The 24,099-nt window shown below is 67.5% G+C and carries 21 protein-coding genes and 1 pseudogene; 16 read left to right on the top strand and 6 right to left on the bottom strand.

The genetic code is table 11. The annotated features are described in order from the left end of the window. Positions 1-233: 233 nt before the first annotated feature. The 12 genes and pseudogenes from A7E77_RS10370 (at position 234) to A7E77_RS10320 (ending at position 13,524) form a co-directional block, all read left to right on the top strand. Positions 234-956, top strand: coding sequence for a DUF448 domain-containing protein (locus A7E77_RS10370; RefSeq protein ID WP_063687794.1), 723 nt, complete (start codon positions 234-236; stop codon positions 954-956). Beyond that, positions 953-3,788 (top strand): annotated as a pseudogene (infB, locus tag A7E77_RS10365) (translation initiation factor IF-2). Before A7E77_RS10370 ends, infB begins: the two are co-directional and overlap by 4 nt. Before the next feature lie 152 nt (positions 3,789-3,940). Beyond that, the gene (gene rbfA / locus A7E77_RS10360) at positions 3,941-4,339 is read left to right on the top strand and encodes a 30S ribosome-binding factor RbfA (RefSeq protein ID WP_063687792.1); all 399 of its coding nucleotides are present in this window, start codon (positions 3,941-3,943) and stop codon (positions 4,337-4,339) included. 32 nt (positions 4,340-4,371) lie between these two features. Continuing rightward, positions 4,372-4,650: an AbrB/MazE/SpoVT family DNA-binding domain-containing protein gene (locus tag A7E77_RS10355; RefSeq protein WP_063687790.1), complete on the top strand. Its 279-nt coding sequence runs from the start codon at positions 4,372-4,374 to the stop codon at positions 4,648-4,650. Between the two features lie 10 nt (positions 4,651-4,660). Next, positions 4,661-5,053, top strand: coding sequence for a type II toxin-antitoxin system VapC family toxin (locus A7E77_RS10350; RefSeq protein WP_063687788.1), 393 nt, complete (start codon positions 4,661-4,663; stop codon positions 5,051-5,053). Further along, positions 5,053-5,631: a thymidine kinase gene (locus A7E77_RS10345; RefSeq protein WP_063687786.1), complete on the top strand. Its 579-nt coding sequence runs from the start codon at positions 5,053-5,055 to the stop codon at positions 5,629-5,631. Before A7E77_RS10350 ends, A7E77_RS10345 begins: the two co-directional genes overlap by 1 nt. A gap of 83 nt (positions 5,632-5,714) precedes the next feature. After that, positions 5,715-6,404 (top strand): site-2 protease family protein, encoded by a 690-nt coding sequence (locus A7E77_RS10340; RefSeq protein ID WP_043060613.1) that lies wholly within the window; start codon positions 5,715-5,717, stop codon positions 6,402-6,404. Then, positions 6,404-7,411, top strand: a complete 1,008-nt coding sequence (gene truB / locus A7E77_RS10335; protein ID WP_063687784.1) for a tRNA pseudouridine(55) synthase TruB — start codon at positions 6,404-6,406, stop codon at positions 7,409-7,411. The genes A7E77_RS10340 and truB overlap by 1 nt, the downstream gene beginning before the upstream one ends. Positions 7,412-7,427: 16 nt before the next feature. Then, positions 7,428-7,697: a 30S ribosomal protein S15 gene (rpsO, locus tag A7E77_RS10330; RefSeq protein ID WP_017977691.1), complete on the top strand. Its 270-nt coding sequence runs from the start codon at positions 7,428-7,430 to the stop codon at positions 7,695-7,697. 226 nt (positions 7,698-7,923) lie between these two features. Continuing rightward, a complete protein-coding gene (pnp, locus tag A7E77_RS10325; RefSeq protein WP_063687782.1) occupies positions 7,924-10,275 on the top strand; it encodes a polyribonucleotide nucleotidyltransferase in 2,352 nt (783 codons plus the stop codon). Positions 10,276-10,495: 220 nt separating this feature from the next. After that, complete coding sequence (locus tag A7E77_RS17970; RefSeq protein WP_192929959.1) at positions 10,496-10,672, top strand: hypothetical protein; 177 nt, start codon at positions 10,496-10,498, stop codon at positions 10,670-10,672. 350 nt (positions 10,673-11,022) lie between these two features. Beyond that, a complete protein-coding gene (locus A7E77_RS10320) occupies positions 11,023-13,524 on the top strand; it encodes a TonB-dependent receptor (protein WP_063687780.1) in 2,502 nt (833 codons plus the stop codon). Between the two features lie 145 nt (positions 13,525-13,669). Here A7E77_RS10320 and A7E77_RS10315 read toward each other — a convergent pair whose 3' ends face one another. Continuing rightward, on the bottom strand, positions 13,670-15,034 hold the full coding sequence (locus A7E77_RS10315; RefSeq protein WP_063687778.1) for a sensor histidine kinase: 1,365 nt from the start codon (positions 15,032-15,034) through the stop codon (positions 13,670-13,672). A gap of 3 nt (positions 15,035-15,037) precedes the next feature. Next, entirely contained in the window at positions 15,038-15,712 is a 675-nt protein-coding gene (locus A7E77_RS10310; protein ID WP_017977685.1) for a response regulator transcription factor, read from the bottom strand. 237 nt (positions 15,713-15,949) lie between these two features. Here A7E77_RS10310 and A7E77_RS10305 point away from each other — a divergent pair, with 237 nt between their 5' ends. Both A7E77_RS10305 and ctrA read left to right on the top strand, forming a co-directional pair. Beyond that, positions 15,950-17,062: an AI-2E family transporter gene (locus A7E77_RS10305; protein WP_063687777.1), complete on the top strand. Its 1,113-nt coding sequence runs from the start codon at positions 15,950-15,952 to the stop codon at positions 17,060-17,062. 120 nt (positions 17,063-17,182) lie between these two features. Further along, positions 17,183-17,878 carry a response regulator transcription factor CtrA gene (gene ctrA, locus A7E77_RS10300; RefSeq protein ID WP_020486368.1) on the top strand — a complete coding sequence of 232 codons (696 nt, stop codon included), beginning with the start codon at positions 17,183-17,185 and terminating at the stop codon, positions 17,876-17,878. A gap of 81 nt (positions 17,879-17,959) precedes the next feature. On the opposite strand, the gene A7E77_RS10295 is transcribed toward ctrA, so the two are convergent. Then, positions 17,960-19,621, bottom strand: a complete 1,662-nt coding sequence (locus tag A7E77_RS10295; RefSeq protein ID WP_063687775.1) for an amidohydrolase — start codon at positions 19,619-19,621, stop codon at positions 17,960-17,962. A 56-nt stretch (positions 19,622-19,677) separates the two neighbouring features. Between A7E77_RS10295 and A7E77_RS10290 the strand changes: the two genes are divergently transcribed. Beyond that, on the top strand, positions 19,678-20,919 hold the full coding sequence (locus A7E77_RS10290) for a threonine ammonia-lyase (RefSeq protein ID WP_063687773.1): 1,242 nt from the start codon (positions 19,678-19,680) through the stop codon (positions 20,917-20,919). A gap of 3 nt (positions 20,920-20,922) precedes the next feature. Here the strand turns inward: A7E77_RS10290 and A7E77_RS10285 are convergent, their stop codons facing one another. Beyond that, positions 20,923-21,438 carry a hypothetical protein gene (locus A7E77_RS10285; RefSeq protein ID WP_017977680.1) on the bottom strand — a complete coding sequence of 172 codons (516 nt, stop codon included), beginning with the start codon at positions 21,436-21,438 and terminating at the stop codon, positions 20,923-20,925. A 114-nt stretch (positions 21,439-21,552) separates the two neighbouring features. Next, positions 21,553-21,801 carry a hypothetical protein gene (locus A7E77_RS10280; RefSeq protein ID WP_017977679.1) on the bottom strand — a complete coding sequence of 83 codons (249 nt, stop codon included), beginning with the start codon at positions 21,799-21,801 and terminating at the stop codon, positions 21,553-21,555. Between the two features lie 254 nt (positions 21,802-22,055). Between A7E77_RS10280 and A7E77_RS10275 the strand changes: the two genes are divergently transcribed. Beyond that, positions 22,056-22,847, top strand: a complete 792-nt coding sequence (locus tag A7E77_RS10275; protein ID WP_063689875.1) for an arginyltransferase — start codon at positions 22,056-22,058, stop codon at positions 22,845-22,847. A gap of 6 nt (positions 22,848-22,853) precedes the next feature. Here the strand turns inward: A7E77_RS10275 and A7E77_RS10270 are convergent, their stop codons facing one another. Beyond that, positions 22,854-23,816: a cell wall hydrolase gene (locus A7E77_RS10270; RefSeq protein WP_063687771.1), complete on the bottom strand. Its 963-nt coding sequence runs from the start codon at positions 23,814-23,816 to the stop codon at positions 22,854-22,856. Positions 23,817-24,099: the final 283 nt, after the last annotated feature.

The raw sequence follows: 24,099 nt of genomic DNA, 5'->3' as shown, positions 1-24,099 counted from the left end.
CAGCAGGTTCGGCGCAGGCAGACGGACTCGTGGGCGACCGCGAGTGTGATGCCCTGCGCTTCGCCCCATACCCCCCGTCACCCCGGACGTGTTCCGGGGTCCACGGGGCCGCGGGGGCGGCTGTTCGTTGGCTTGGCTGATGGGTCGTTACTCGTCCGTGCCATCCCCTCCCCGGCCCGGTGGACCCCGGAACACGTCCGGGGTGACGGCGTGAGCGTGGCGGAGGTGGCGGCATGACCGACCCCATCCGCAAATGCATTCTGACGCAGGACCGCGACGTCCGCGACAACCTCGTGCGACTCGCGATCGCGCCTGACGGGCAGGTGCTGCCCGACGTGCGTGCCAAGGCCCCCGGCCGCGGCGCGTGGATCGGCGTCACCCGCGCCGAACTGGACGAGGCGATCGCCAAGAAGCGCCTGCGCGGCGCGCTGGCCCGCGCGTTCAAGGGTGCGGAACTCGTGATCCCCGACGACCTGCCCGCGCGCATCGCCAGCGCACTCGAACGCAACGCGCTCGACCGGCTCGGCCTCGAATCGCGCTCTGGCCTGCTGCTGACCGGGTCGGAAAAGATCGAGACGGCGGCACGATCGGGCCAGCTCCACGCGCTCTATCATGCTGCCGATGCCGGCACCGACGGCAACCGCAAGCTCGATCAGGCGTGGCGGATCGGATCGGATCGCGAAGGATCGGACATCCGGGGCTTGGTATTGCCGGTTTCGCGCACCATATTGTCGTTGGCGCTGGGCCGCGAAAATGTGGTACACATCGCCCTGACCGACCGCGCTGCCGCCGCGCGGGTGAGCGACGCGCTCGACCGCTGGCTGCATTTTATCGGACCTGAACCCACTCCCGTGCCTTGCGAAACGGCCCCGCAAGGCGCATCGGCGCACCGGTTATCCGGCGCCGAACCCGGCGGGACGCGACCGGCCGTAGACGTGAACGAGGAATTTGAGTGAGCGACACCGACAACGATAAGCCGAAACTTGGCATGCGCGCGCCCCTGGGGCTGAAGCGCACGGTCGAGACCGGCCAGGTGAAGCAGAGCTTCAGCCATGGCCGGTCCAATACGGTGATCGTGGAAACGAAGAAGCGGCGCGTGCTGGGCCGCCCGGGCGAGGCGCAGGCTGCGCCGGAGCAGCCGGTGCAGGCGCCCGTCGCCGCGCCGACGCCGGCTCCGGCAGCCCCTGCCCCGCGCCCGGCGCCGTCGAACGAGACGCCGCAGGAGCGCCAGGCCCGCATGCTGCGCGAGGCCGAGGAGCAGCGCATCCAGGCCTCGGAAGACATCCGTCGCCGCGAAGAGGCCGCTCGTGCGCAAGCGCTTGAGGACGAGCGCCGCCGCGCCGCCGAAAAGGCCGCCGCTGCTGCGGCAGCCGCCGCCGCGCCGCCGGCTGCGCCCGAGCCCACGCCCGCGCCCGAGCCGGTTGCGCCTGCCGCAGCCGCCCCGGCGGCGCCTGCCGCGCCGACTGTGACCGTGCCGACCCCGGCCGGCCGTGGCTTCCGCCCGGTCGAGCGGCCCGTACCGCCGACGCCGGTCGAGGAACCCGTTGCGGCGCCCGAACCGACGCCGGCCCCCACGCCGGCGCCGGCCCCGCTCCGGTGGTCGCGCAGCCTGCGCCGCGTCCGGCGGCCCCGCCCCGGCGCCTGCGCCGACGGTGGAACTGGGTCGCGATCCGTCGCTGCCCGCGCCGCGTCGCTTCTCGCCGGTCGCGCGTCCCGAAATTCCCAAGCCGCAGCCCAAGCCGGCGCCTGCGCCCGCCCCTGCGGCGGCTCCGGCCGCGAGTGCGTCGGGCAGCAGCACTGCCGGTGGCGCCAACCGCAACCTGCCCTCGGGCCAGGCCACGCCGCGCAACGCGCCGCCGAGCCGCCCGACGCAGCGCGACCGCAAGGGCGACGAGCGTCGCGGCGGCAAGCTGACCGTCAACCGCGCGCTGGGCGACGATGGTGCGCGCAGCCGCAGCCTCGCCGCGCTGAAGCGCGCGCGCGAAAAGGAAAAGCGTCACTTTGGCGGCCCGCGTGAAGCGCAGCCCAAGCAGGTCCGCGACGTGCAGGTGCCCGAGGCGATCACCGTCCAGGAACTCGCCAACCGTATGGCGGAAAAGGGCGCCGACCTCGTCAAGACGCTGTTCAAGATGGGCATGCCCGTCACGATGACGCAGACGATCGACCAGGATACGGCCGAACTGCTCGTGACCGAATTCGGCCACAACATCGTCCGCGTCTCCGACAGCGACATCGATCTGGCGATCGACACGGTCGAGGACGCCGAAGAGGCGATGAAGCCGCGTCCCCCGGTCGTCACGATCATGGGCCACGTCGATCACGGCAAGACCAGCCTGCTCGACGCGCTGCGCGGCACCGACGTGGTGCGCGGCGAGGCCGGCGGCATCACGCAGCATATCGGTGCCTATCAGGTCACGCTGAAGGACAAGTCGAAGATCACCTTCCTCGACACGCCGGGCCACGAGGCGTTCACGCAGATGCGCGCGCGCGGCGCGGACGTCACGGATATCGTGGTGCTGGTGGTCGCGGCCGACGACGGGCTGATGCCGCAGACGATCGAGGCGATCAACCACACCAAGGCGGCCGGCGTGCCGATGATCGTGGCGATCAACAAGATCGACAAATATGAGGCCAATGCCCAGCGCGTGCGCGAGCGCCTGCTGGAGCATGAGGTGGTGGTCGAGGAAATGGGCGGCGACGTCCAGGACGTCGAAGTCTCCGCGCTCAAGAAGACCGGCCTCGACGAACTGATCGAGAAGATCCAGCTGCAGGCCGAACTGCTCGAACTGCGCGCCAACCCCGACCGTCCGGCCGAGGGCACGGTGATCGAGGCGAAGCTCGACAAGGGCCGCGGCCCGGTCGCGACGATCCTGGTCAACCGTGGCACGCTGAAGGTCGGCGACGTCTTCGTCATCGGCGCGGAAAGCGGCAAGGTCCGCGCCCTCGTCGACGACAAGGGCCGTCAGGTGAAGCAGGCCGATCCGGCGATGCCGGTCGAGGTGCTCGGCATCTCGGGCGTGCCGTCGGCGGGCGATCCGCTGCAGGTCGTCGAGAACGAGGCGCGCGCCCGCGAGGTCGCCGAATACCGCCAGGGCGTGCTGACGCAGAAGCGCACCACGACCGCGCCGGCGAGCCTCGAGAGCATGTTCTCGGCGCTGAAGGCCAATGCGGCGAAGGAATATCCGCTCGTCGTCAAGGCCGACACGCAGGGCACGGTCGAGGCGATCGTCGCGTCGATCAACAAGATCTCGACCGACCTCATCAAGGCGCGCGTGCTGCATTCGGGCGTCGGCGGCATCACCGAAAGCGACGTGACGCTGGCGGGTGCCAGCGGCGCGCCGATCATCGGCTTCAACGTCCGTGCCAATGCCAAGGCACGCGAGATCGCCGATCGGCAGAAGGTGGCGCTCAAGTATTACGACGTCATCTACGACCTGATCGACGAGATCCGGGCGGGCATGGCGGGCGAGCTCGGGCCGGAAGCGTTCGAAACCGTTGTCGGTCGTGCGGAAATCCGCGAGGTCTTCTCGGCGGGCAAGCACGGCAAGGCCGCGGGTCTGCTGGTCGTCGAAGGCGTCATCCGCAAGGCGCTCAAGGCCCGCATCACGCGCAACGACGTCATCATCTACCAGGGTGAGATCGCGTCGCTGCGTCGCTTCAAGGACGATGTCGCCGAAGTCCGCGCGGGTCTGGAATGCGGTGTGACGTTCACGCAGAACTTCACCGACATCAAGGCCGGCGACTTCCTCGAAACGTTCGAAGTCGAGATGCGCGAACGGACCCTCTAATCCTGACGTCCCTCTCCCCTTTGGGAGAGGGAGGGAGCTGCCGCAGGCAGCGGAAGGGTGAGGGTGGCAATGGCACCGGCCGTCACCCTCACCCTCCCACCGCCTAACGGCGGCGGGCCCCTCCCTCTCCCGGCGGGAGAGGGGTTGGAGGCATGATGAACAAAGACCCCCAGGAAAAATCGGTTCGCACGCTGCGCGTCGGCGAACAGGTGCGCCACGTGCTGTCGAAAATCCTCCAGCGCGGCGACGTGCATGACGAAACGCTGGCCAAACACATGGTCAGCATCACCGAAGTGCGCATGTCGCCTGACCTGCGCCATGCGACCGTCTTCGTGAAGCCGCTGCTTGGGCGTGACGAGGAGGCGGTGCTGAAGGCGCTGCGCACCAACACCGCCTACCTGCAACGCGAAGTCGCGCACCGCATCCAGAACAAGTACGCCGCGAAACTGAAGTTCCTCGCGGACGAAAGCTTCGACGAAGGCAGCCACATCGACCAGCTGCTCCGCCGGCCGGAAGTGGCACGCGATCTGGGCGACGCGGGCGAGGATTGACCGGCAGCGTTACGCGACGCATTTTGCGTGGGATGAACGCCTTCACCAAAGTCTCCGCTTCGGGCGACCTTCCGCTGCCGCGGGAGACACGCGATCGCTTGGGCTGGCATCCGGGCGTGGCCTTGGAGATTATCGAAGCGGGTGACAGCGTCACATACCGCGTGCGGCGCGACGACCGGAAGCTGGAACCCGCGGAGGCCGTTCGCCTTTTTGAAGCACTGCGGCAGCATGATGGGCCTCCGGTCGCGCTGAACCAGATGAAAGACGATGCGCGCCGGATCGCGTCGGGCGAAGATACGATCGCCCAGTGACAATCGCCCAGTGAAAGCTGTCGACACGAACATTCTCGTTCGCTGGATCACGCGCGACGATCCGGTGCAATCGCCGTTGGCCGACACGGTCATGGCGGAGCCGGTCCATGTGTCTGACACGGTGTTGCTGGAACTAGCTTGGGTCTTGGGAGGGAGGACCTATCGCTACGATCGGCAAAGGCTCTCGCATGTTTTGAAGCTCGTCCTCCAAACCAAAACAGTCAACGTCTCCGATCCAGCCGCTCTCGACTGGGCGGTCGAGAGGTTCGCCGCCGGTGGCGACATCGCCGACATGATCCATATCGCCGCAGCGGGTGGTAACGATCGGTTCGTCAGCTTTGAAAAGCATTTGGCGGAGCATGCCGGTCCCGACGCCCCCCTCCCGATCGAACGTCCCGACTGATGGCCAAGCTCTATTTCTACTACGCCTCGATGAATGCGGGGAAGTCGACGACGCTGTTGCAGGCGGACTTCAACTATCGCGAGCGAGGTATGGAGACGATGCTGTTCACCGCCGCGGTGGACGATCGCTTTGCGCACGGCACGATCACCAGCCGCATCGGGCTGGAGGCACCGGCCACGCCGTTCGAGGGCACGACCGACCTCGCCGCCTGTGTCGCGGATCGCCTCACACGCGGCCCGCTCGCCTGCGTGCTGGTCGACGAGGCGCAGTTCCTCTCCGCCGCGCAGGTCGCGCAGCTGGCGCACATCTGCGACGTGCTGAACGTGCCGGTGCTCGCTTATGGCCTGCGGACCGATTTCCAGGGGCGGTTGTTCGAAGGATCGGCGCGGCTGCTCGCGATCGCCGATGCGCTCATCGAGATCAAATCGGTGTGCGTATGCGGGCGCAAGGCGACGATGAACCTGCGCGTCGATGCCGAGGGCCGCGCCATCGCCGAGGGCGCGCAGACTGAGATCGGCGGCAACGATCGATACATCGCACTGTGCCGGCGGCATTTTTCGGAGGCACTGGGCACATAAGCCCCTGTTCGTCATCCCGGCGTACGCCGGGATGACGAACAGGGGAGTGGCGCTCTCCCCTCCCCCACGCCATATCGCGCGGCATGAACCCCGATAACATCGTCTACCGCACGGCCGTGTGGATCATCCCGCTCGTCATCGCGATCGTCTTTCACGAAGTCGCGCACGGCTGGATGGCGAAGTGGCTCGGCGATCCGACCGCCGCGGAGCGGAAGCGGCTGAGCTTCAACCCGCTCCGCCACGTCGATCCGGTCGGCACGCTCATCCTGCCGCTCGGCCTCGCCATCGCAGGCGCGCCGGTGTTCGGCTGGGCGAAGCCGGTGCCGGTCGTCGCCCAGCGCCTGCGCAACCCGCGCTGGGGCATGGTCGCGGTGGCGCTCGCCGGACCGGGCATGAACCTGATCCTCGCCACGATCGCCGCGATCCTGATCGGCTCGGCGGTCGCGCTGCTGCATGGCGCACAGCCGACCGGTGTTGCGGCGTTCGTCTTCGCGAACCTCGTCAACTTCCTGCTGGTCAACGTCTTCCTCGCGATCTTCAACCTGCTCCCCATGCCGCCGTTCGATGGCGGGCATGTCGTCGAGGGTATCCTGCCCCGCCCGCTCGCGGCGCAATGGGCGAAGATCGGGCGGTTCGGCTTCCTGCTGCTGCTCTTCGTCCTCGTCGTGCTGCCGATGATCGCACCCAAGGCGGATGTCGTCGGGCGGCTGGTCGGCCCGCCGGCCGATGCGGTGATCGGCCTGTTCCTGAAACTGGCGCAGGCGATCGGCTGATGCACGGCTGGATCATCGTCGACAAGCCGTTGGGGCTCGGCAGCACGCAGGTCGTCTCCGCGGTGAAGCGTGCGCTGCGCCAGGGCGGCTATGGCAAGTTCAAGGTCGGCCATGGCGGCACGCTCGATCCGCTCGCGACGGGCGTGCTGCCGATCGCGGTCGGCGAGGCGACGAAGCTGGCGGGGCGGATGCTCGACAGCGACAAAGTGTACGACTTCACCATCCGCTTCGGCGAGCAGACCGATACGCTGGATGCGGAAGGCGTGGGTGTCGCGACGTCGGACGTGCGGCCGACGCTGGCCGACGTGGAGGCGGTGCTGCCGCGCTTCACAGGCCCGATCAGCCAGGTGCCGCCGGCATACAGCGCGCTGAAGGTCGACGGCGAGCGGGCCTATGATCTGGCGCGCGCCGGCGAGGATGTGGTGCTCGCGAGCCGGGACGTGACGGTGCATGCCCTCCATTCTTCCCCCGCCAGGGGGAGGTGGCAGCGCGACGCGCTGACGGAGGGGGAGGATACGGCGAACGTCCCGTCTGCGGACACGCCCCCTCCACCACTCACCTGCGGCGAGCGGTCCCCCTCCCCCGCTGACGCGAGGGAGGAATTGGACGAGATCACCCTCACCGCCCACGTCTCCAAAGGCACCTATATCCGCTCCCTCGCCCGCGACATCGCACTCGCGCTCGGTACGGTCGGCCACGTCACCATGCTCCGCCGCACCAAGGCCGGCCCCTTCACCCTCGCCCCCGCGATATCGCTGGACAATCTGGCGGAAGCCGGTATGGGGCGCACCCTTGAACAGATACTCCTGCCGTTGAGGGCGGGGCTGGACGACATCCCGGCTCTACCCCTCACCCCCGATCAGGCAGGGGCGCTCCGCCAGGGGCGTGTTCTGACCGGGATCGCCACGGACGATGGCCCATACTTCGCATGCGACGGCGACACGCCGGTCGCGCTGGTATCGGTGGAGGACCAACAGGTCCGCGTCGTCCGGGGTTTCAATCTGTGATGTCGAGGATGAACACATGACCATTACCGCCGAGCGCAAGAACGAACTCGTCAAGGCTCACGCCCGCCAAGAAGGCGACACGGGTTCGCCGGAAGTCCAGGTCGCGATCCTGTCGGAGCGCATCAAGAACCTGACCGAGCACTTCAAGGGTCACAAGAAGGACAACCATTCGCGCCGCGGGCTGCTGATGATGGTCAACAAGCGGCGCTCGCTGCTCGACTATCTGCGCAAGACCGATGGCCAGCGGTATCTGGATCTGATCGCGAAGCTGGGTCTTCGCAAGTAACCCCCAGCGGGTGAAACGAGAGGGCGGCCTTCGGGTCGCCCTTTTCGTATATCCGTGCTATGGGCGCGCCACGCGTTTCACGAATACCGGCACGAGCCGGGTAAGCGGAAGACGGGCAATTCGGCCCCGATCCATCGGAGCGACAAGACGCTCCACACCGCGCGAGCCGGCTTAGCTCGCAGATAGGCCCCCCGACGCATTTGGCGTGGGGAGTGAAGGAAAATACATGTTCAATGCCAAGAAGGTATCGATCGAGTGGGGCGGCCAGACGCTCACCCTCGAAACGGGCAAGGTCGCCCGCCAGGCCGACGGCGCGGTGATCGCGACGCTCGGCGAGACGGTGGTGCTCTGCGCCGTGACCGCCGCCAAGTCGGTGAAGGAAGGGCAGGATTTCTTCCCGCTCACCGTCCACTACCAGGAAAAGTTTTCGGCTTCGGGCCGCATCCCCGGTGGCTTCTTCAAGCGCGAGCGTGGCGCGACCGAGCGTGAGACGCTGGTCAGCCGCCTGATCGACCGTCCGATCCGCCCGCTGTTCCCCGAAGGCTTCTACAACGAGATCAACTGCATCGCGCAGGTTCTGTCGTATGACGGCGAGAACGAGCCCGATCTGCTGGCGATGATCGCCGCCTCGGCCGCGATGACGCTGTCGGGCGTGCCCTTCATGGGCCCGATCGGCGCGGCGCGCGTCGGCTACAAGGACGGCGAATACGTCCTCAACCCGTCGGACGCCGACGTGCTGACCGGCGAGCTCGACCTGATGGTCGCCGCGACGCATGACGCGGTCATGATGGTCGAATCCGAAGCCAAGGAGCTGTCGGAAGACGTCATGCTCGGCGCCGTGATGTTCGCGCACAAGGCGTCGCAGCAGGTGATCGACGCGATCATCGACCTCGCCGAACAGGCCGCCAAGGAGCCTTGGGAACTCAAGGTCCAGGCCGACAGCGCAGCCGTGAAGGCCAAGCTCAAGAAGCTGATCGGCAAGGACCTGGAGGCGGCCTACAAGCTGACCGACAAGCAGGCTCGCCAGACCGCGATCAACGACGCGCGCGCCAAGGCCCGCGACGGCATGGCCGACCTGAAGGACAGCGATCCGCAGGCCTATCTCGCCAGCCTGAAGCTGGTGAAGAAGCTGGAGGCGGATATCGTCCGCACCGCGATCCTGAAGACCGGCCGCCGCATCGACGGCCGCAACACCACGACCGTCCGTCCGATCGAATCGGAAGTCCACTTCCTGCCGCGTGCGCACGGTTCGGCGCTGTTCACGCGTGGCGAAACGCAGACGATCGCGACCACCACGCTCGGCACCCGCGACGCGGAGCAGATGATCGACGGCCTCAACGGCCTGTCGTACCAGAACTTCATGCTCCACTATAACTTCCCGCCCTATTCGGTCGGTGAAGTCGGCCGCTTCGGTGCGCCGGGTCGTCGCGAAGTCGGCCACGGCAAGCTCGCCTGGCGCGCGCTGCACCCGGTGCTGCCGTCGAAGGAGGAGTTCCCCTATACGATCCGCGTCACGTCGGACATCACCGAGTCGAACGGCTCGTCGTCGATGGCCACCGTCTGCGGCGGTTCGCTGTCGATGATGGACGCGGGCGTGCCGCTGAAGCGCCCCGTCTCGGGCATCGCGATGGGCCTGATCCTGGAAGGCAAGGACTTCGCCGTCCTGTCGGACATCCTGGGCGACGAGGATCATCTTGGCGACATGGACTTTAAGGTCGCCGGCACCAGCGAGGGCATCACCGCGCTGCAGATGGACATCAAGATCTCAGGCATCACCGAAGAGATCATGAAGGTCGCGCTGAAGCAGGCGCATGAAGGCCGCGCGCACATCCTCAATGAGATGGCCAAGGCGCTGGGCGAGACCCGTTCGGAGCTGTCGGCGCACGCGCCGCGCATCGAAACCTTCACGATCGACAAGTCGAAGATCCGCGAAGTGATCGGCACGGGCGGCAAGGTGATCCGCGAGATCGTCGCCACCACCGGCGCCAAGGTCGACATCGACGACGAGGGCGTCATCAAGGTGTCGTCGTCGGATTCGTCGCAGATCGAAGCCGCGATCAAGTGGATCAAGGGCTTGGTCGAAGAGGCCGAGGTCGGCAAGATCTACGACGGCAAGGTCGTCAACCTGGTCGATTTCGGCGCGTTCGTGAACTTCATGGGCGGCAAGGACGGTCTCGTTCACGTCTCGGAGATCAAGAACGAGCGCGTCGAGAAGGTCTCGGACGTCCTCAGCGAAGGCCAGCAGGTCAAGGTGAAGGTCCTCGAGATCGATCCGCGCGGCAAGGTTCGCCTGTCGATGCGCGTCGTCGATCAGGAAACCGGCGCCGAGTTGGAAGACACGCGTCCGGCGCGCGAACCGCGTGAAGGCGGCGACCGTGGCAGCCGTGGCCCGCGCGGCGACCGTGGTCCCCGTCGTGACGGCGGCGATCGTGGCGGCGACCGCGGTGACCGCGGCCCGCGCCGTGACCGTGGCCCCCGCGGCGAAGGCGGTGACCGTGGCCCGCGTAACGGCGGCGGCAACGATGACGGCCCTGCGCCCGAATTCGCGCCGGCCTTCCTGACCGGTGATCGCGACTGATCGTCGGCCAACGGCTGATGGAATGGGGGGTTCGGCAGCGATGCCGGGCCCCCTTTTCGTTTGGAGACCGATCGGTTTGTGTGCCGTTCGAGAGCCGCCGCGCAGGACCGAGGCGGATTGATGCAGATGAAGGCCAAACGCGCCCTATCGTGCTAAAGGGTCATGGCTTGTGACGTGTTGCCCGTTGGCGACAAGCATCACCCCAATGAGGGAGGCCCTCATGCCGACTCATGCCGAAACCCAATTCTATATCCACCGGGAGCGCCAGGAACGCGCGCTCGCGGATCGCACGCCAAACAGCGACGGCCGCCGCGTCCACCTCGACATGGCCCGACGCTACGCCAAGCTGATCGCCGAGGGAGAGGCGCAGGACGCCGTCGACCGACGTCCGTCCTGACGCCCACCGCCCCAGCATTTGCCGATATCGGCAGCATCGTTCTGCTGACCTTTGCGATCGCCAGCAGCGAGGAGCAGCGGGTCTTCGCTGCCCTCGACATGCGGTCGCCCCCAAAACTGCGCGTCGGTCCGCCGCGATCGTCAACCGCCCCGTTCGGGGAACCCCAAGGCTTCGCATGGATTATGCCGACCCGTATCCAAATCGTCACCACGGCGTGGCCCCGTTCCGAAAATGACACCAGAATGAAATCCCGCTCGCCGGCGGCGTCATCGAATCGCAACACGCCCGCCACAGCCCGGCGGTAGGCGCGCCCCAGGAAGGCACATTGCCTCGAAGGGGAATATTTCGTCATGATGAAGATGTCCGGCAGCCGCGCGCTGCTGATGATCGGCGTCGCCGCATCCGCCCTCGCCGCCGCACCGGCGTTCGCCGCCGATGCCGCCAAGGCGACCGCCACCACCGCGCCGGCCGCCGATCCCACGCCCGCCACGGACCCGACCCCCGCGGCCGAGCCGGACCAGCTGCAGGACATCGTCGTCACCGCGACCAAGCGCGAAACCAACCTGCAGAAGACGCCGATCGCGATCAGCGTGCTCGATCCCGAAGCGATCAAGGACCGCCACGTCCAGAGCCTGCTCGACCTGGGTGACGGCGCGGTGCCGTCGCTGCGCGTCGCGACCTTCGAAGCGCGCCAATCGGCGCTGACGATCGGCATCCGCGGCATCGTGCCGTTCGACCAGAACCAGACCGCGCGCGATTCGGGCGTCGGCGTCTATATCGACGGCGTCTACCTCGGCCGCTCGCAAGGCCTGAACGCCGCGCTGTTCGACGTGCAGCGCATCGAAGTGCTGCGTGGCCCACAGGGCACGCTGTTCGGCCGTAACACCGAAGGCGGCGCGCTCAGCATCGTCACCAAGGCGCCCACCGGGGAATTCGGTGGCCGCGTCACCGCAGGCTTCGGCAATTATGGCGCGCGCAATGGCGAAGCGCATATCGACCTGCCCGAATATCAGAACATCTCGATCAAGCTGGACGGCGTGTACCAGCATCAGGATGCGACGACGCGCAACCCGCTCGCCGGCCAGCTCGGCTGGAACGCCTATGACCGCGTCGGCGGCCGCATCGCCGCGCGCTGGAAGCCGACCGACAGCTTCACCGCCGACGTCGCCTTCGACAAGGCGCGGGACGAGAACACGCCGTTCTTCAGCCAGCTGATCAACTACAACCCGCTCGGCCGCACCGTCGGCGTGCTGGACCGCACCACCAACCGCATCGTCCTGCCGGGCAGCGCGGCCGGCGCGCCGACCTGCCTGTCGAGCACGATCTCGGCCACTACCTGCATCGCGCCGCTGCCCGCGCTGGTTGGCGTCCACCCGAACCGCCAGAGCGTCGCCGACGTCGGCGTGCCGCAGCAGTACAGCGTCGACAAGACGCAGGGCGTCAGCGCGACGCTGTCGTACAAGGTCGATCCGGCGATCACGCTGAAGTCGATCACCGCATGGCGCCGCGTGGCGACCAACCAGTGGGACAATTCGGGCGGTCCGGAGCGCGTCGCCTACGCCCCCAACGGCAAGTTCAGCCGCTACAGCCTGTCGGATCTGTACCAGAGCCAGTTCAGCCAGGAATTCCAGGCGATCGGCAGCGTCGACCAGCTCGACTGGGTCGCCGGCCTCTATTATTTCAACGAACAGGCCCGCGAATCCGCCGCGACGCCCTCGTCGAACCAGTGGAACGCCGACGGCACCGCCTACACCATCCTGCCCTCGCAGGTGTTCGGCACGATCAGCTCGTCCAACCAGGGCTGGGACTATAACTCCCGCTTCCTGCAGCGCGCCAGCGTCGCCCGCACCCGCAGCTATGCCGCGTACGGCCAGGCGACCTGGACCCCCGCCGCGGCGGAGATGCTGCACCTGACGGTCGGCGGCCGCTATTCGAAGGACAAGCGTAACGGCACTTTGTACCTCGTGTCGGGCGTCCCCACCAATTACGTGCTGAACTATGATCGCGGCCGGTTCGACCCGATGGTGACGCTGGCCGCCGACGCGGCGCCCGGCATCAACCTGTACGCCAAATATTCGAGCGGTTTCCGCGCCGGTGGCGCCAACGACCGCTCGTCCAACTTCGGCGCGTTCGGGCCGGAATCGGTGAAGGCCTATGAAATCGGCGCGAAGACCGACTTCCTGAACCACAAGGTGCGCGTGAACGTCGCGGGTTATATCATGGACCGCAAGAACACGCAGATCGACTTCGACAACGTCGATACCAACCAGTTCCTGCCGGGCACCACGATCGCCAACCCGAACTTCAACCTGCACACCGAAAACACGGCGAATGCGCCGGGCACGTCGAAGATCCGGGGTATCGAACTGGACGTCAGCGCGCGCCCGATCGACAGCCTGACGCTGACCGCCTCCTACGCTTACACCTACACCAAGGTGCCGGCGACGGCGAACCCGAACCCGGGTCCGACCTTCGGCGTGCTGACGCAGGTCTACACCGTCTACACGCCGCCGCACGCGGCATCGGCGGCGATCGATTACGATCTGCCGGTTGGCACGGGCAGCACGCATGCGCGCTTCCACCTCGACGCCAATTATGCGGCGCCGCAGTACAGCTTCCAGTCGGAAAGCGTGAAGACCGACTCGAGCTTCATCGTGAACGGCCGCATCGCGCTGGCGGACATCCCGCTGAGCGCACAGGGGCAGAAGGCGACGCTGTCGCTCTGGTCGCGCAACCTTCTGAACGAACAGCATATCTATCGCCGTTCGGACGCGAACATCGCGGTGCTGGGCTCGTATGCGAACTTCAACCCGCCGCGCACCATCGGTCTGGAAGGATCAGTGAACTTCTAAGCGGCCGACAGGTCCGACTGCGAAGGGGCGGTGCCGGCAACGGCGCCGCCCCTTTCGTTTGGACCCCAACAGACGTCATCCCAGCGAAGGCTGGGATCTTTCCGTTATGGTGCGCGCACGGAGCCGCCATGGAGGCGAACGACCTTTAAGCGGCCAGCGGCACGCTCAACACCACGCGCAGCCCCGGCGCCGCATCCTCCAGCGACAGCTCGCCATGATGCAGCCGCGCGATCGCCGCGGCGAGCGGAAGGCCGAGGCCGAACCCGCCGGTCGACCGGCTCGCATCCAGCCGGCCGAAGCGCCGCAGCGCGGTGGCGCGATCTGCCGCGGCGATGCCGGGGCCGTTATCGGCCACGCGGACGATCGCCTGCCCCCGCACCGCCACGGCCGACAGCGTGATGCGCGTGCCCGGCGGGGTGTGGCGCACGGCATTGACGATCAGATTGACCAGCACCTGAGTCAGCAACTGGCGATCGGCGTGAACGGGCAGCGCGGCGACGGGATCGCAGACGAGGATGTGCGCATCGTCCTCGACCACCGGCGCCATCATCTCGCCGACCTCCGCGACGAGTTCGCCCAGGTCGAAGCGCGCGAAACCCGCCCGCCGCGCGCCGCCTTCCACTTCGGCAATGCGCAGGATCGCGGCGAACATGCCGAGGATCGTGTCGCTCTGCGCGATCGCCGCGGACAGGCCGTCGCGCATCGCCGGCGTCTCGGCGCGGCGTTCGAGCTGCACGAGCTGGCCACGCAGGCGCGCGAGCGGGCTGCGCAGGTCGTGCGCAATGTCGCTCGACACTTCGGCAATCCCGCGCATCAGCTCGGCAATCCGGTCGAGCATCGCGTTGAAAGCGTGCGCCTGCGCGTCGAAGGCGCCGCCATCGCCCTCGGTCGGCACGCGGCGCTGCATGTCGCCATCGACGATCGCCGCCGCGGTCGCGCGCATGGCGCCAATGCGCCGCTCGACGAGCCGCGAAAACATCACGAGCCCCAGCCCGACGACCAGCAGGATCGACCCGAAACCGGCGAGGTAGCTGCGCAGCCGCGCCGTGCCCGAATCGTCGAACGGCTCGGTCTCGGCGATCATCGTCAGCCGCCGCCCATCACCGACGTCACCGGTATAGGCGCGCCCTGCGGTCAGCCCCTTGATCCCGTCGTCGCTGTGCAGCGAGCTGAAGCCGCGCGGCGGCACCTGGCGCAACCGGATGTTGCCGCCGATCTGCCGCCCCTGCGCATCGACCAGCATCGCGCCGATATCGCCCGTGTCGCGGTCGCTCGCCAGCATGCGCAGCCGCTCGACCAGCACCGGCGTCGGCATCGGTCGCTCGCCCTCGTGCGCGATCGCGTCGACCGCCGTGGCGATCCGCTGGTCGACCAGCTGGACGATCGCCCGGCGCTGCGCGGTATAGATGGCGACGCCCGTGCCCAGCGTCGCCGCGATCATCGCCGCGACGAAGATCCAGGTCAGCGCCCGCAGCGATCGCGGCGCACGCAGCCGCCGGCCCCGCGGCATGCGTCAGCTGCGCAACAGATAACCGACGCCGCGCATCGTCTGGATCGGATCGTCGCCGCCATGCGCGGTCAGCTTCTGGCGCAGGCGGCGGATGTAGACGTCGACCAGATTGGTGTCCGGCTCGAAATCGTACCCCCACACCCGCTCGATCAGCATCGCGCGCGTCAGCACCGTATCGGCGTTGCGCACCAGTTCGGCTAGCAGCTTCAGCTCCAGCTTGGCGAGGTCGAGCGGCTTTTCGTCGCGCCACGCCCGGAAGCGCGACGGGCTGACCACGATATCGCCCGCGCGCAGCGTGTCGCTCGCCTCGCGCGTCCACTGCCGGCCGCGCACCACCGCCTGCAGCCGCGCGTGGAGTTCGGCCGCCTCGACCGGCTTGACGACATAATCGTCGGCGCCGGCGGCCAGGCCGCTGATCTTGTCGTCGGACTGGCCGCGCGCGCTCAGCATGATGACGGGCACCGATCGCGCGTCGCCGCGCAGCCGCTCGAGCAGCGCGATTCCGTCCACCCGCGGCATCATCCGGTCGAGCACCACCGCATCGAACGCATCCTGATCGATCGCCGCCAGCGCCGCGCGCCCGTCGCTCGCGGTCGACAGCGCGTGGCCGAAGCCGGTCAGTTCATCCGCCAGCGAATCGGCCAGGACGGGGTCGTCATCAACCAGGAGGATCTTCATGGGGCTCGGGTCCGCTCGACGCTGTTACGTCCAAATGGCTGCCGCGTCGGCGGATAAAGATCAAATGACAAAGGTGTAAGGTGCGTGCGGGCGGCGGTCGCGACGCCCCCCCCATCGCCCACCTCCGCTACCCTGCAACCGGAACCGATCCGGCCCCACGGCAGTACTGCCCCCACCTCTTGTCCATTGCCCCCCGATCCTGTCAGGATAGCCCATGCCCAGCGCCCCCCGACCCGCGTGAACCGTCTCGCCCCCGATCCCGACGATGCGCGCTTCATCCGGCGCATCTTTTACGTCCTCATCATCGCGGCGGTCGCCGCGGCGCTGCTGCGCGCGGGCAATCTGCTGATCCTCGCCTTCGGGTCGATGCTGGGCGCGATCGCCATCCACGCGCTCGCCGACCTCTACCGCGATCACCTGCGCGTGTCGGACCGGACCGCCTTCTGTCTCGGCATGGCGACCGCCTATGGCGTGGTCGCGTTCCTCGTCTGGCTGTTCGGGGTGCAGTTCCGCGAGCAGGTCAACGTGCTCGTCACGCAACTGCCCAACCTGCTCGACCAGCTGGCCGCCTGGGCATCGCAAAGCCCGGTCGGCGCCAAGATCGTCGATGCGGTGCAACAGGCCTATGCCGGGTCGAAGGCGGCGCAGGACGTCGGCGGGCTGGTGCAGGGCGCGGGCGAACTCATCCTCAACAGCATCCTGCTGCTCGTCGGCGCGGCCTTCTTCGCCGCCGATCCCGGCATCTATCAGCGCGGCTTCCTGTTCCTGATCCCGCCCTCGAAGCGCCCGGCGATCGAAGATGCTTTGTTCGACGTCGGCTCGACGCTGCGACTGTGGCTGCGCTCGTCATTGATCCTGATGACGACGATGGGGCTGCTGATCGGCATCGGCCTGTGGATATCGGGCGTGCCCTCCGCCGCCGCGCTAGGCCTGCTCGCCGGCCTGTCGGAATTCATTCCCTATGTCGGCCCCACGGCGGCGATGATCCCCGCGCTGGGCCTCGCCGCGACGCAGGGCAATGGCGCGCTGATCGGCGCGCTCGCCACCTATGCGATCGTCCGGCTGATCCAGACCAACTTCATCACCCCCTACGTCCAGGCGCGTGTCGTCTCGATCCCGCCGGCGATCACCGTCTTCGCGATCATCGGCATCGGCGTGATCTTCGGTATCTTCGGCCTGTTCTTCTCGGCGGCGCTGCTGGTCGTGATCTTCACATTGGTGCGCAGCCTGTATCTGCGCGAGGTGCTGGGCGAGGATATCCCGCGCAGCCGCCACCAGACGTTGCTCGGCCCCGACCTGACGCCGCACGATCCGGATGCCGACCCCGAGGCGGACGAGCACCAATCGTAAAGATTGACGCCCGCACTTAATCCCGAATTAACCTTTTGCCTTCAGATGTCGTTTGGTTAATGAATCGGGGCGAGCCGCGAGCCAGGGGTGCTGGCGGCCTCGCCAACAGGGGACGACGCGATGCGGGTGTTGTTGATCGAGGACGAGCCGACCACGGCCAAGGCGATCGAGCTGATGCTCGGCACCGAGGGGTTCAACGTCTATACGACCGACCTTGGCGAGGAGGGCTTGGACCTCGGCAAGCTGTACGACTACGACATCATCCTGCTCGACCTCAACCTGCCGGACATGCACGGCTATGACGTGCTGAAGAAGCTGCGCGTCGCCCGCGTGACCACGCCGGTGCTGATCCTCAGCGGCATCAACGAGATGGACAGCAAGGTGCGCAGCTTCGGCTTCGGCGCCGACGACTACGTCACCAAGCCCTTCCATCGCGAGGAACTGATCGCCCGCATCCACGCGGTCGTCCGTCGTTCGAAGGGTCATTCGCAATCGGTCATCCGCACCGGCAAGCTCGCCGTCAATCTCGACGCCAAGACGGTCGAGGTCGATGGCGCGCGCGTGCATCTGACCGGCAAGGAATATGCGATGCTCGAGCTGCTCAGCCTGCGCAAGGGCACCACGCTGACCAAGGAAATGTTCCTGAACCACCTGTACGGCGGCATGGACGAACCCGAACTCAAGATCATCGACGTCTTCATCTGCAAGCTGCGCAAGAAGCTCAGCCTGGCGTGTGACGGCGAGAATTACATCGAGACCGTCTGGGGCCGCGGCTATGTGCTGCGCGAACCCGAAGAGGTCGTCGCGGTCGCCTGACCGCGCAGGTTTCCCCTCCCCAGTATCCGGGAGTGAAGGGCCGCAGCATCGGGGGGTGCTGCGGCCCTTTTGGCGTGCGGCTTACTTCCGCTGCCACACCTTCTGGCCGCCGATCCACGTCTGTTCGACCTTGGTCGCGCGCAGGTCTGCGGGGGAGGCGAGCAGGGGGTCGCGGTCGACGATGACGAAGTCCGCCTTCTGGCCGGGAGCGAGGCGGCCGAAGCGATCCTCGGCGAAACCGGCATAGGCCGCACCGCCGGTATAGGCCCACCACGCCTGTTCGCGCGTGATCGCCTCCTGCGGCTGCCAGCCGCCGAACGGCTGGCCATCGGGACCCTGGCGGGTGAACGCCGCGGCCCAGCCGGCCCAGGGATCGGGCTTTTCCACCGGATAGTCGGAGCCGAACGCCAGTTTCGCGCCGTTGCGCAGCATCGACGCCCAGGCATAGGCACCCGCCAGCCGCTGCGGCCCCAACCGCGCCTCGGCCATCAGCCGGTCGCTCGTCTCATGGACCGGCTGCATCGACGCGATCGTGCCATATTTTCCGAAGCGCGGCAGGTCGACGGGGTCGACGATCTGCGCATGCTCGACACGCCAGCGCCGGTCGCCTTTGTAGGTCTGCGCCATCTCGTCGATCGCATCCAGCACCTCGGCATTGGCGCGGTCGCCGATCGCATGCACCGCGACCTGGTATCCGTCCATCGCCGCGCGGCTCATCCGGTTGCGCAGCACGGTGTCGTTCATGAAGCCCGCGCCCGTCTGGCCCGGCGCGTCGGCATAGGGCGCCTTCAGCCACGCCCCGCGCGACCCCAGCGCCCCATCGGCGTAGAGCTTGACGCCGACCAGCTTCAGCCGGTCGTCGTACAGCCACGGCGTCGGCCCAGTGCCGCCGATCTGCACCGTCGTATCCACCCCCATGCCATAGCTCATGATGCGCACGCGCAGGCCGCCGAGGTCCGCGATCCGGCGATAGGTCAGCCAGTCGTCGATGCTCGTGCCCATGTCGGCGGTTGCGGTGACGCCATAGCCGAGCAGGATCTCCTGCGCCTTCAGGAAGGCGGCGTTGCGGTCCTTGCCCAGCGGCTGGGGCAGGATCTTCACCACCAGATCCTGTGCCGCATCGACGAACACGCCCGCGGGCTGCCCCCCCGGCCCCTTCTCGATCCGGCCGCCCGCGGGCGACACGCTCTTCGCGGTGACGCCGGCGGCCTTCAGCGCGGCGCTGTTGCCCCAGCCGGCATGGCCGTCGGCGCGCGCCAGCCAAACCGGACGATCGCCGACCGCGGCGTCGAGATCGGCGGTCGTCGGGAAGCGGCCCAGCCCCCAGGTCTCCTGGTTCCAGCCGCCGCCAATGATCCACGCCTTGTCGGGATTGTCGCGCGCATAAGCGGCAATCTTCATCTGCGCCTCGGCGAGGCTCTTCGTATCCGACAGGTCGAGCTCCAATGCGCGAAAGCCCAGTTCCATCACATGGCCATGCGCATCTATCATGCCGGGCAGCAGGTATTTGCCCTTCATGTCGGCCCGCCAGTCGAGCTTCTCCGGCCGTTTGTCCTTTGCCGACAGCAACCTGACGACGGCGCCCTGCGCATTGACCAGCATCGCCTGGAACCGGACGACCTTGCCGTCCTTGTCCAGCGTCATGCCGTTGACGTTATCGACCAGCCCGTCGGCGCCGGCCGCGTGCGAAGTCGCCAGAACCGCGGCCAGCGCCGCCACTATTGTCAAAGCCGATCGTGCCATAGCCTCAGCGCATAAGCGGTGTTCCCCCGCCGCACCAGATGGTCTAGCTCGGCGCCATGGCCACCAACCCTGCCGACACCGCCTCGCTCCCCGTCTCCATCGACGATGTGTACGCCGCCCACGCCCGCATTCGCGACGCGATCGTCCGCACGCCGACGCTGATCAGCAAGACGCTGAGCGAGATGACCGGCGCCACCGTGTTCCTGAAGTTCGAAAATCTGCAATTTACCGCGGCGTACAAGGAACGCGGCGCGCTCAACACACTGTTGCAGCTGTCGCCGGAAGCGCGCGCGAAGGGCGTCATCGCCGCCTCGGCGGGGAATCACGCACAGGGCCTCGCCTATCACGCCAACCGCCTCGGCATCCCCGCGACGATCGTGATGCCGCGCACCACGCCGACGGTGAAGGTGACGCAGACCGAAGGGCACAAGGCCAAGGTGGTGCTGGAAGGCGACACGTTCGACGCGGCCTACGCCCATGCCCGCGTGCTGGAGGCGGAGTGCGGCTTCACCTTCGTCCACCCGTTCGACGATCCGCGCGTCATCGCGGGGCAAGGCACCGTCGCGGTCGAGATGCTGGAGGACGTGCCGAGCCTCGACACGCTGCTGATCCCGATCGGCGGCGGCGGGCTCATCTCGGGCAACAGCGTCGTCGCGCGCGCCGCGGACCATCCGATCGAGGTGATCGGCGTGCAGGCCGAACTCTTCCCCTCGATGTACAACCGCATCCGCGGCACCGCTTTGCCCTGCGCCGGCGATACGCTCGCCGAGGGTATCGCGGTGAAGGAACCCGGCGGCATCACCTCACGCATGGTCGCCGAGCTGGTCGACGACATCGTGCTGGTCGGCGAGCGCAATCTGGAAGAGGCGGTCAGCCTGCTGCTCCAGATCGAAAAGACCGTGGTCGAGGGCGCCGGCGCCGCCGGCCTCGCCGCGCTGATGGCCTATCCGGAGCGGTTCAAGGGCCGCACCGTCGGCATCGTCCTGTGCGGCGGCAATATCGACACGCGCCTGCTCGCCAACGTGCTGCTGCGCGACCTCGCCCGGTCGGGCCGCCTCGCCCGCCTGCGCGTGCGGCTACAGGACCAGCCCGGCGCGCTCTACAACGTCGCACGCATCTTCGACGCGCAGCGCGTCAACATCATCGAGGTGTACCACCAGCGCATCTTCACCTCGTTGCCGGCAAAAGGCCTGATCACCGACATCGAATGCGAAGCCCGCGACCGCGACCACCTCAACCGCCTGATCGCCGCCCTCCGCGAAGGCGGCTTCGAAACGAGCATGGTGGAACAGGCGTAGGGGCTAGCGGATACTCCACGCATTGATGCAGCGTCCGTTCCATCCTGCGGGCGAAAGCCGCATGATGCACAGGCCCCCGTGGGCGGAAATACCTTTGCTGTAAGATACTTCCACCAGAGCGATGCGGCGATCGGTCGACAGGATGGGAGCGCTGAACGCAACCGCATAGCCGCTCTTCTCCCCCACGGAGTCGTCCTTGTCCCATGCGCACTGCGGGACGAAACCGGGGGATACGGCCGCCGCCTCATGGGCCTCCAGGTCCGCAAACTCGCCGGGGGTCAAGCCGGTATAGCTTCGGAATTCCGGCCTATACTTCGCCAGAGGCGACGGGTCCGTTTTTGCAAGTCCGACCGTCGACAGATCGGTGTCGTGCCCTTCGCCTGTCGATATTCGATAGGCCTTTTGCAGCAACGTACACGTCTCGGGGGGCGTAACCGCTTGCGCAGGTGTCGGCGTCGACAGCGCCAGTGCGATAACCCAAAATGCCGGCATGATTCCCCCGACGATCAGACGGATCATAAACACCCCGCACCCCGGTACAATGATGCTTGGCGCCGGACGTCTTCGGGGAACGCGACACAAAAAAAGGGGCCGCGCCGTGGCGCGACCCCCGCTTTGCAGCTGAGCGAACGCTCAGTTGCTGTCGGAATTGCCGTCGTCGACGATCGCGACGACACCGATTGCCACCACGCTGGCGGCGATGATCGCGGCGAGCAGGCCGCCACCGGCGAGCTTGTTCTTCTGCGCCGACGGGGCGCTGGCGCGGACCGACTTGGCCACTGACAGCGAGGCGGCGGGGTTCACGGGCGCCGCGAACGCCGGCGTGGCGATCGAGGCGGTGGTCAGCGCGAGCGCGGCGAGCGAGCCTGCAATCTTGGTCATCAGTCAACTCCGAAGTTACACCTAGGGACAACGCCAACGTCCCATTCCGATAAAAGTTCCCGCACCGCAGCAATCAGGGTGCGGCGCAATAAGTTCGTCTTCCGTCCCGGATCGGACCAACAGGCCGTGCTGGAAAGACTCTCTGCCGCCAATTAACCTTCTTTGATGGTAAAGCCGCTTTTCAGGACCGACGGGGTGATTCATATGTCGCCGCGGCGTATCGTGCGCCTGTCTGCTTCGGGGGTTTGTCGGCGGTGACTGCGCCTTTTCGCTTTCCGCGCTTCTTCGTCACCACGCCCGCGCCCTGCCCCTATCTGCCGGGCCGGCAGGAACGGAAGGTGTTCACCGAATTGTCGGGCCCGCATGCCGCCGAGCTGAACGACGCGCTTGGCCGCATCGGTTTTCGCCGGTCGCAGGGCGTCGCCTATCGCCCCTCGTGCGCGGGCTGTGCCGCCTGCGTGTCAGTGCGCGTCGTCACCGACGAATTCGTGCCCAATGCGACGCAGCGCAAGCTGCTCCGCCGCAACGAGGACCTGGAGGTCAGCGCCTGCCGCCCCTGGGCGACCGACGAACAGTTCCAGCTGCTGCGCCGCTATCTCGGCGCGCGTCATCCGGGCGGCGGCATGGCGGGGATGGACGAGGAGGATTATGCCGACATGGTCGAGCATTCCCCGGTCAATTCGCACGTCATCGAATATCGCACGCCCTCGGTCGGGGGTGCGCGCGGCCAGCTGGTCGGCGCCTGCCTGACCGATCGGCAGGCGGACGGGCTGTCGATGATCTACAGCTTCTTCGATGCGGATGGCGATGATCCCGCGACCGCGCGGCCGGGCCTCGGCAATTACATCATCATGGACCATATCCTGCGCGCGCGGGACAGTGGCCTGCCCTATGTCTACCTCGGCTATTGGGTGAAGGGGTCGGCGCGCATGGCGTATAAGACGCGCTATCGCCCGATCGAGATGCTGGGCCCCAACGGCTGGCGCGCACTGACCGACGAGGAACTGGCCCCGCCGCCGCTGCCCGACGCAATGGCGGTCGCCTGACGCGGCTCAGGTCGGGTCGGATTCGGCGCCGATCACCGCACCCTCGGTCATCAGGCGCCGCGGCGCCTCGCTGCCGCGATGCACGCGAACGCCCGCCGCGATCATCATCCGTGGAGCAGGCGCGTCCGCCTTTGGGGCATCCGTCGCGGGCGCCTCGGCGACGCTCGCCACCGGCGTCATCCGGCCGCGATGCACCGTGACGCCGCGATCGTCCTGGCTGTCGCGATACAAAGTCGCGACCTGCGACTGCGCTCCGCCATCGCCACCGCCCGCGACCACCCCCGGCTCGACGCCCGCATAGGCCGCGCGGAAGCTGAGCGCGCTCTCCATCGCGCCGCGCCAGCGATAGAAGATATGCGCGCCGACCGACCCGATCCGCGTCAGGCTGGACGCCCACCACGGCAGGATCGCATCGGTGTGGTAGAAGGTCGCGCCGCCGACCGGGGCATAGACGTTGCCCGCCAGCGCCGCCTCGGCCACGCTGCGCGCCCGCGCCCAGGCATAGGGTTCGCGGCGATGCGCCATCGATCCGTCGCAGGTGAAGCTGAACTGGCACCCCGTGCGCCGCGTCGATCCCTGAAACACCACGCCGCACACGCTGTGCGGAAAGGCACGGTCGCGCACACGGTTCAGCACCGCCTGCGCGACGGCGCGCTGGCCATCGATGGGTTCGGAGCGCGCCTCGTAATAGACCGCCGCGGTCAGGCAGTCGGTGGCGCGCGCCGCATCCTCCTGGCTCTGCATCTGCGCGAGGAAGGGCGGCGCGGCCTGCGGCGCAACGGCCGCGGCATCTTCGCCGTCCACCGCATCGCGCAGGCTCGCGGGCAGACCGGCGAGCCCCGGCAGATCGCCGGGCACGTCGAGCGCCAGATCGCGCAGCAACTGCCGCGGCGTCGGCGGCGGCACCGCCTGCGACACGCGGCTGACGCCCTGCCGCGGCGGCACGCACGACGCAGCGCTGACCAGCATCACGCCAACCCATGCGTATCGCAGCCTCGAGATGCGGACATACCCCACGCTGCCCGCCTAACGCCCGCGGAGTTGTGATCCGGTTAACTGCGTTTGTGGGGGGAGCGATGATGCACAGGAACGCCCCCCCTTTTCGTCATCCCGGCGCAAGCCGGGATCCATGGATGCGGTGTCCCTGCCGCATCGCCCGCCAATCGGCGTTCCGACTCCATGGATCCCGGCGTCCGCCGGGATGACGAAGGGGGCGGGAATAACGCCCCCCAATCGTCATTCCCGCGCAGGC

It is taken from the genome of Sphingomonas sp. NIC1 (genome assembly GCF_001638925.1).
GTDB lineage: Bacteria > Pseudomonadota > Alphaproteobacteria > Sphingomonadales > Sphingomonadaceae > Sphingomonas > Sphingomonas aquatilis.
The sequence above is the reverse complement of the archived record's forward strand: the minus strand, read 5'-3'. Positions and strand labels throughout refer to the sequence as shown.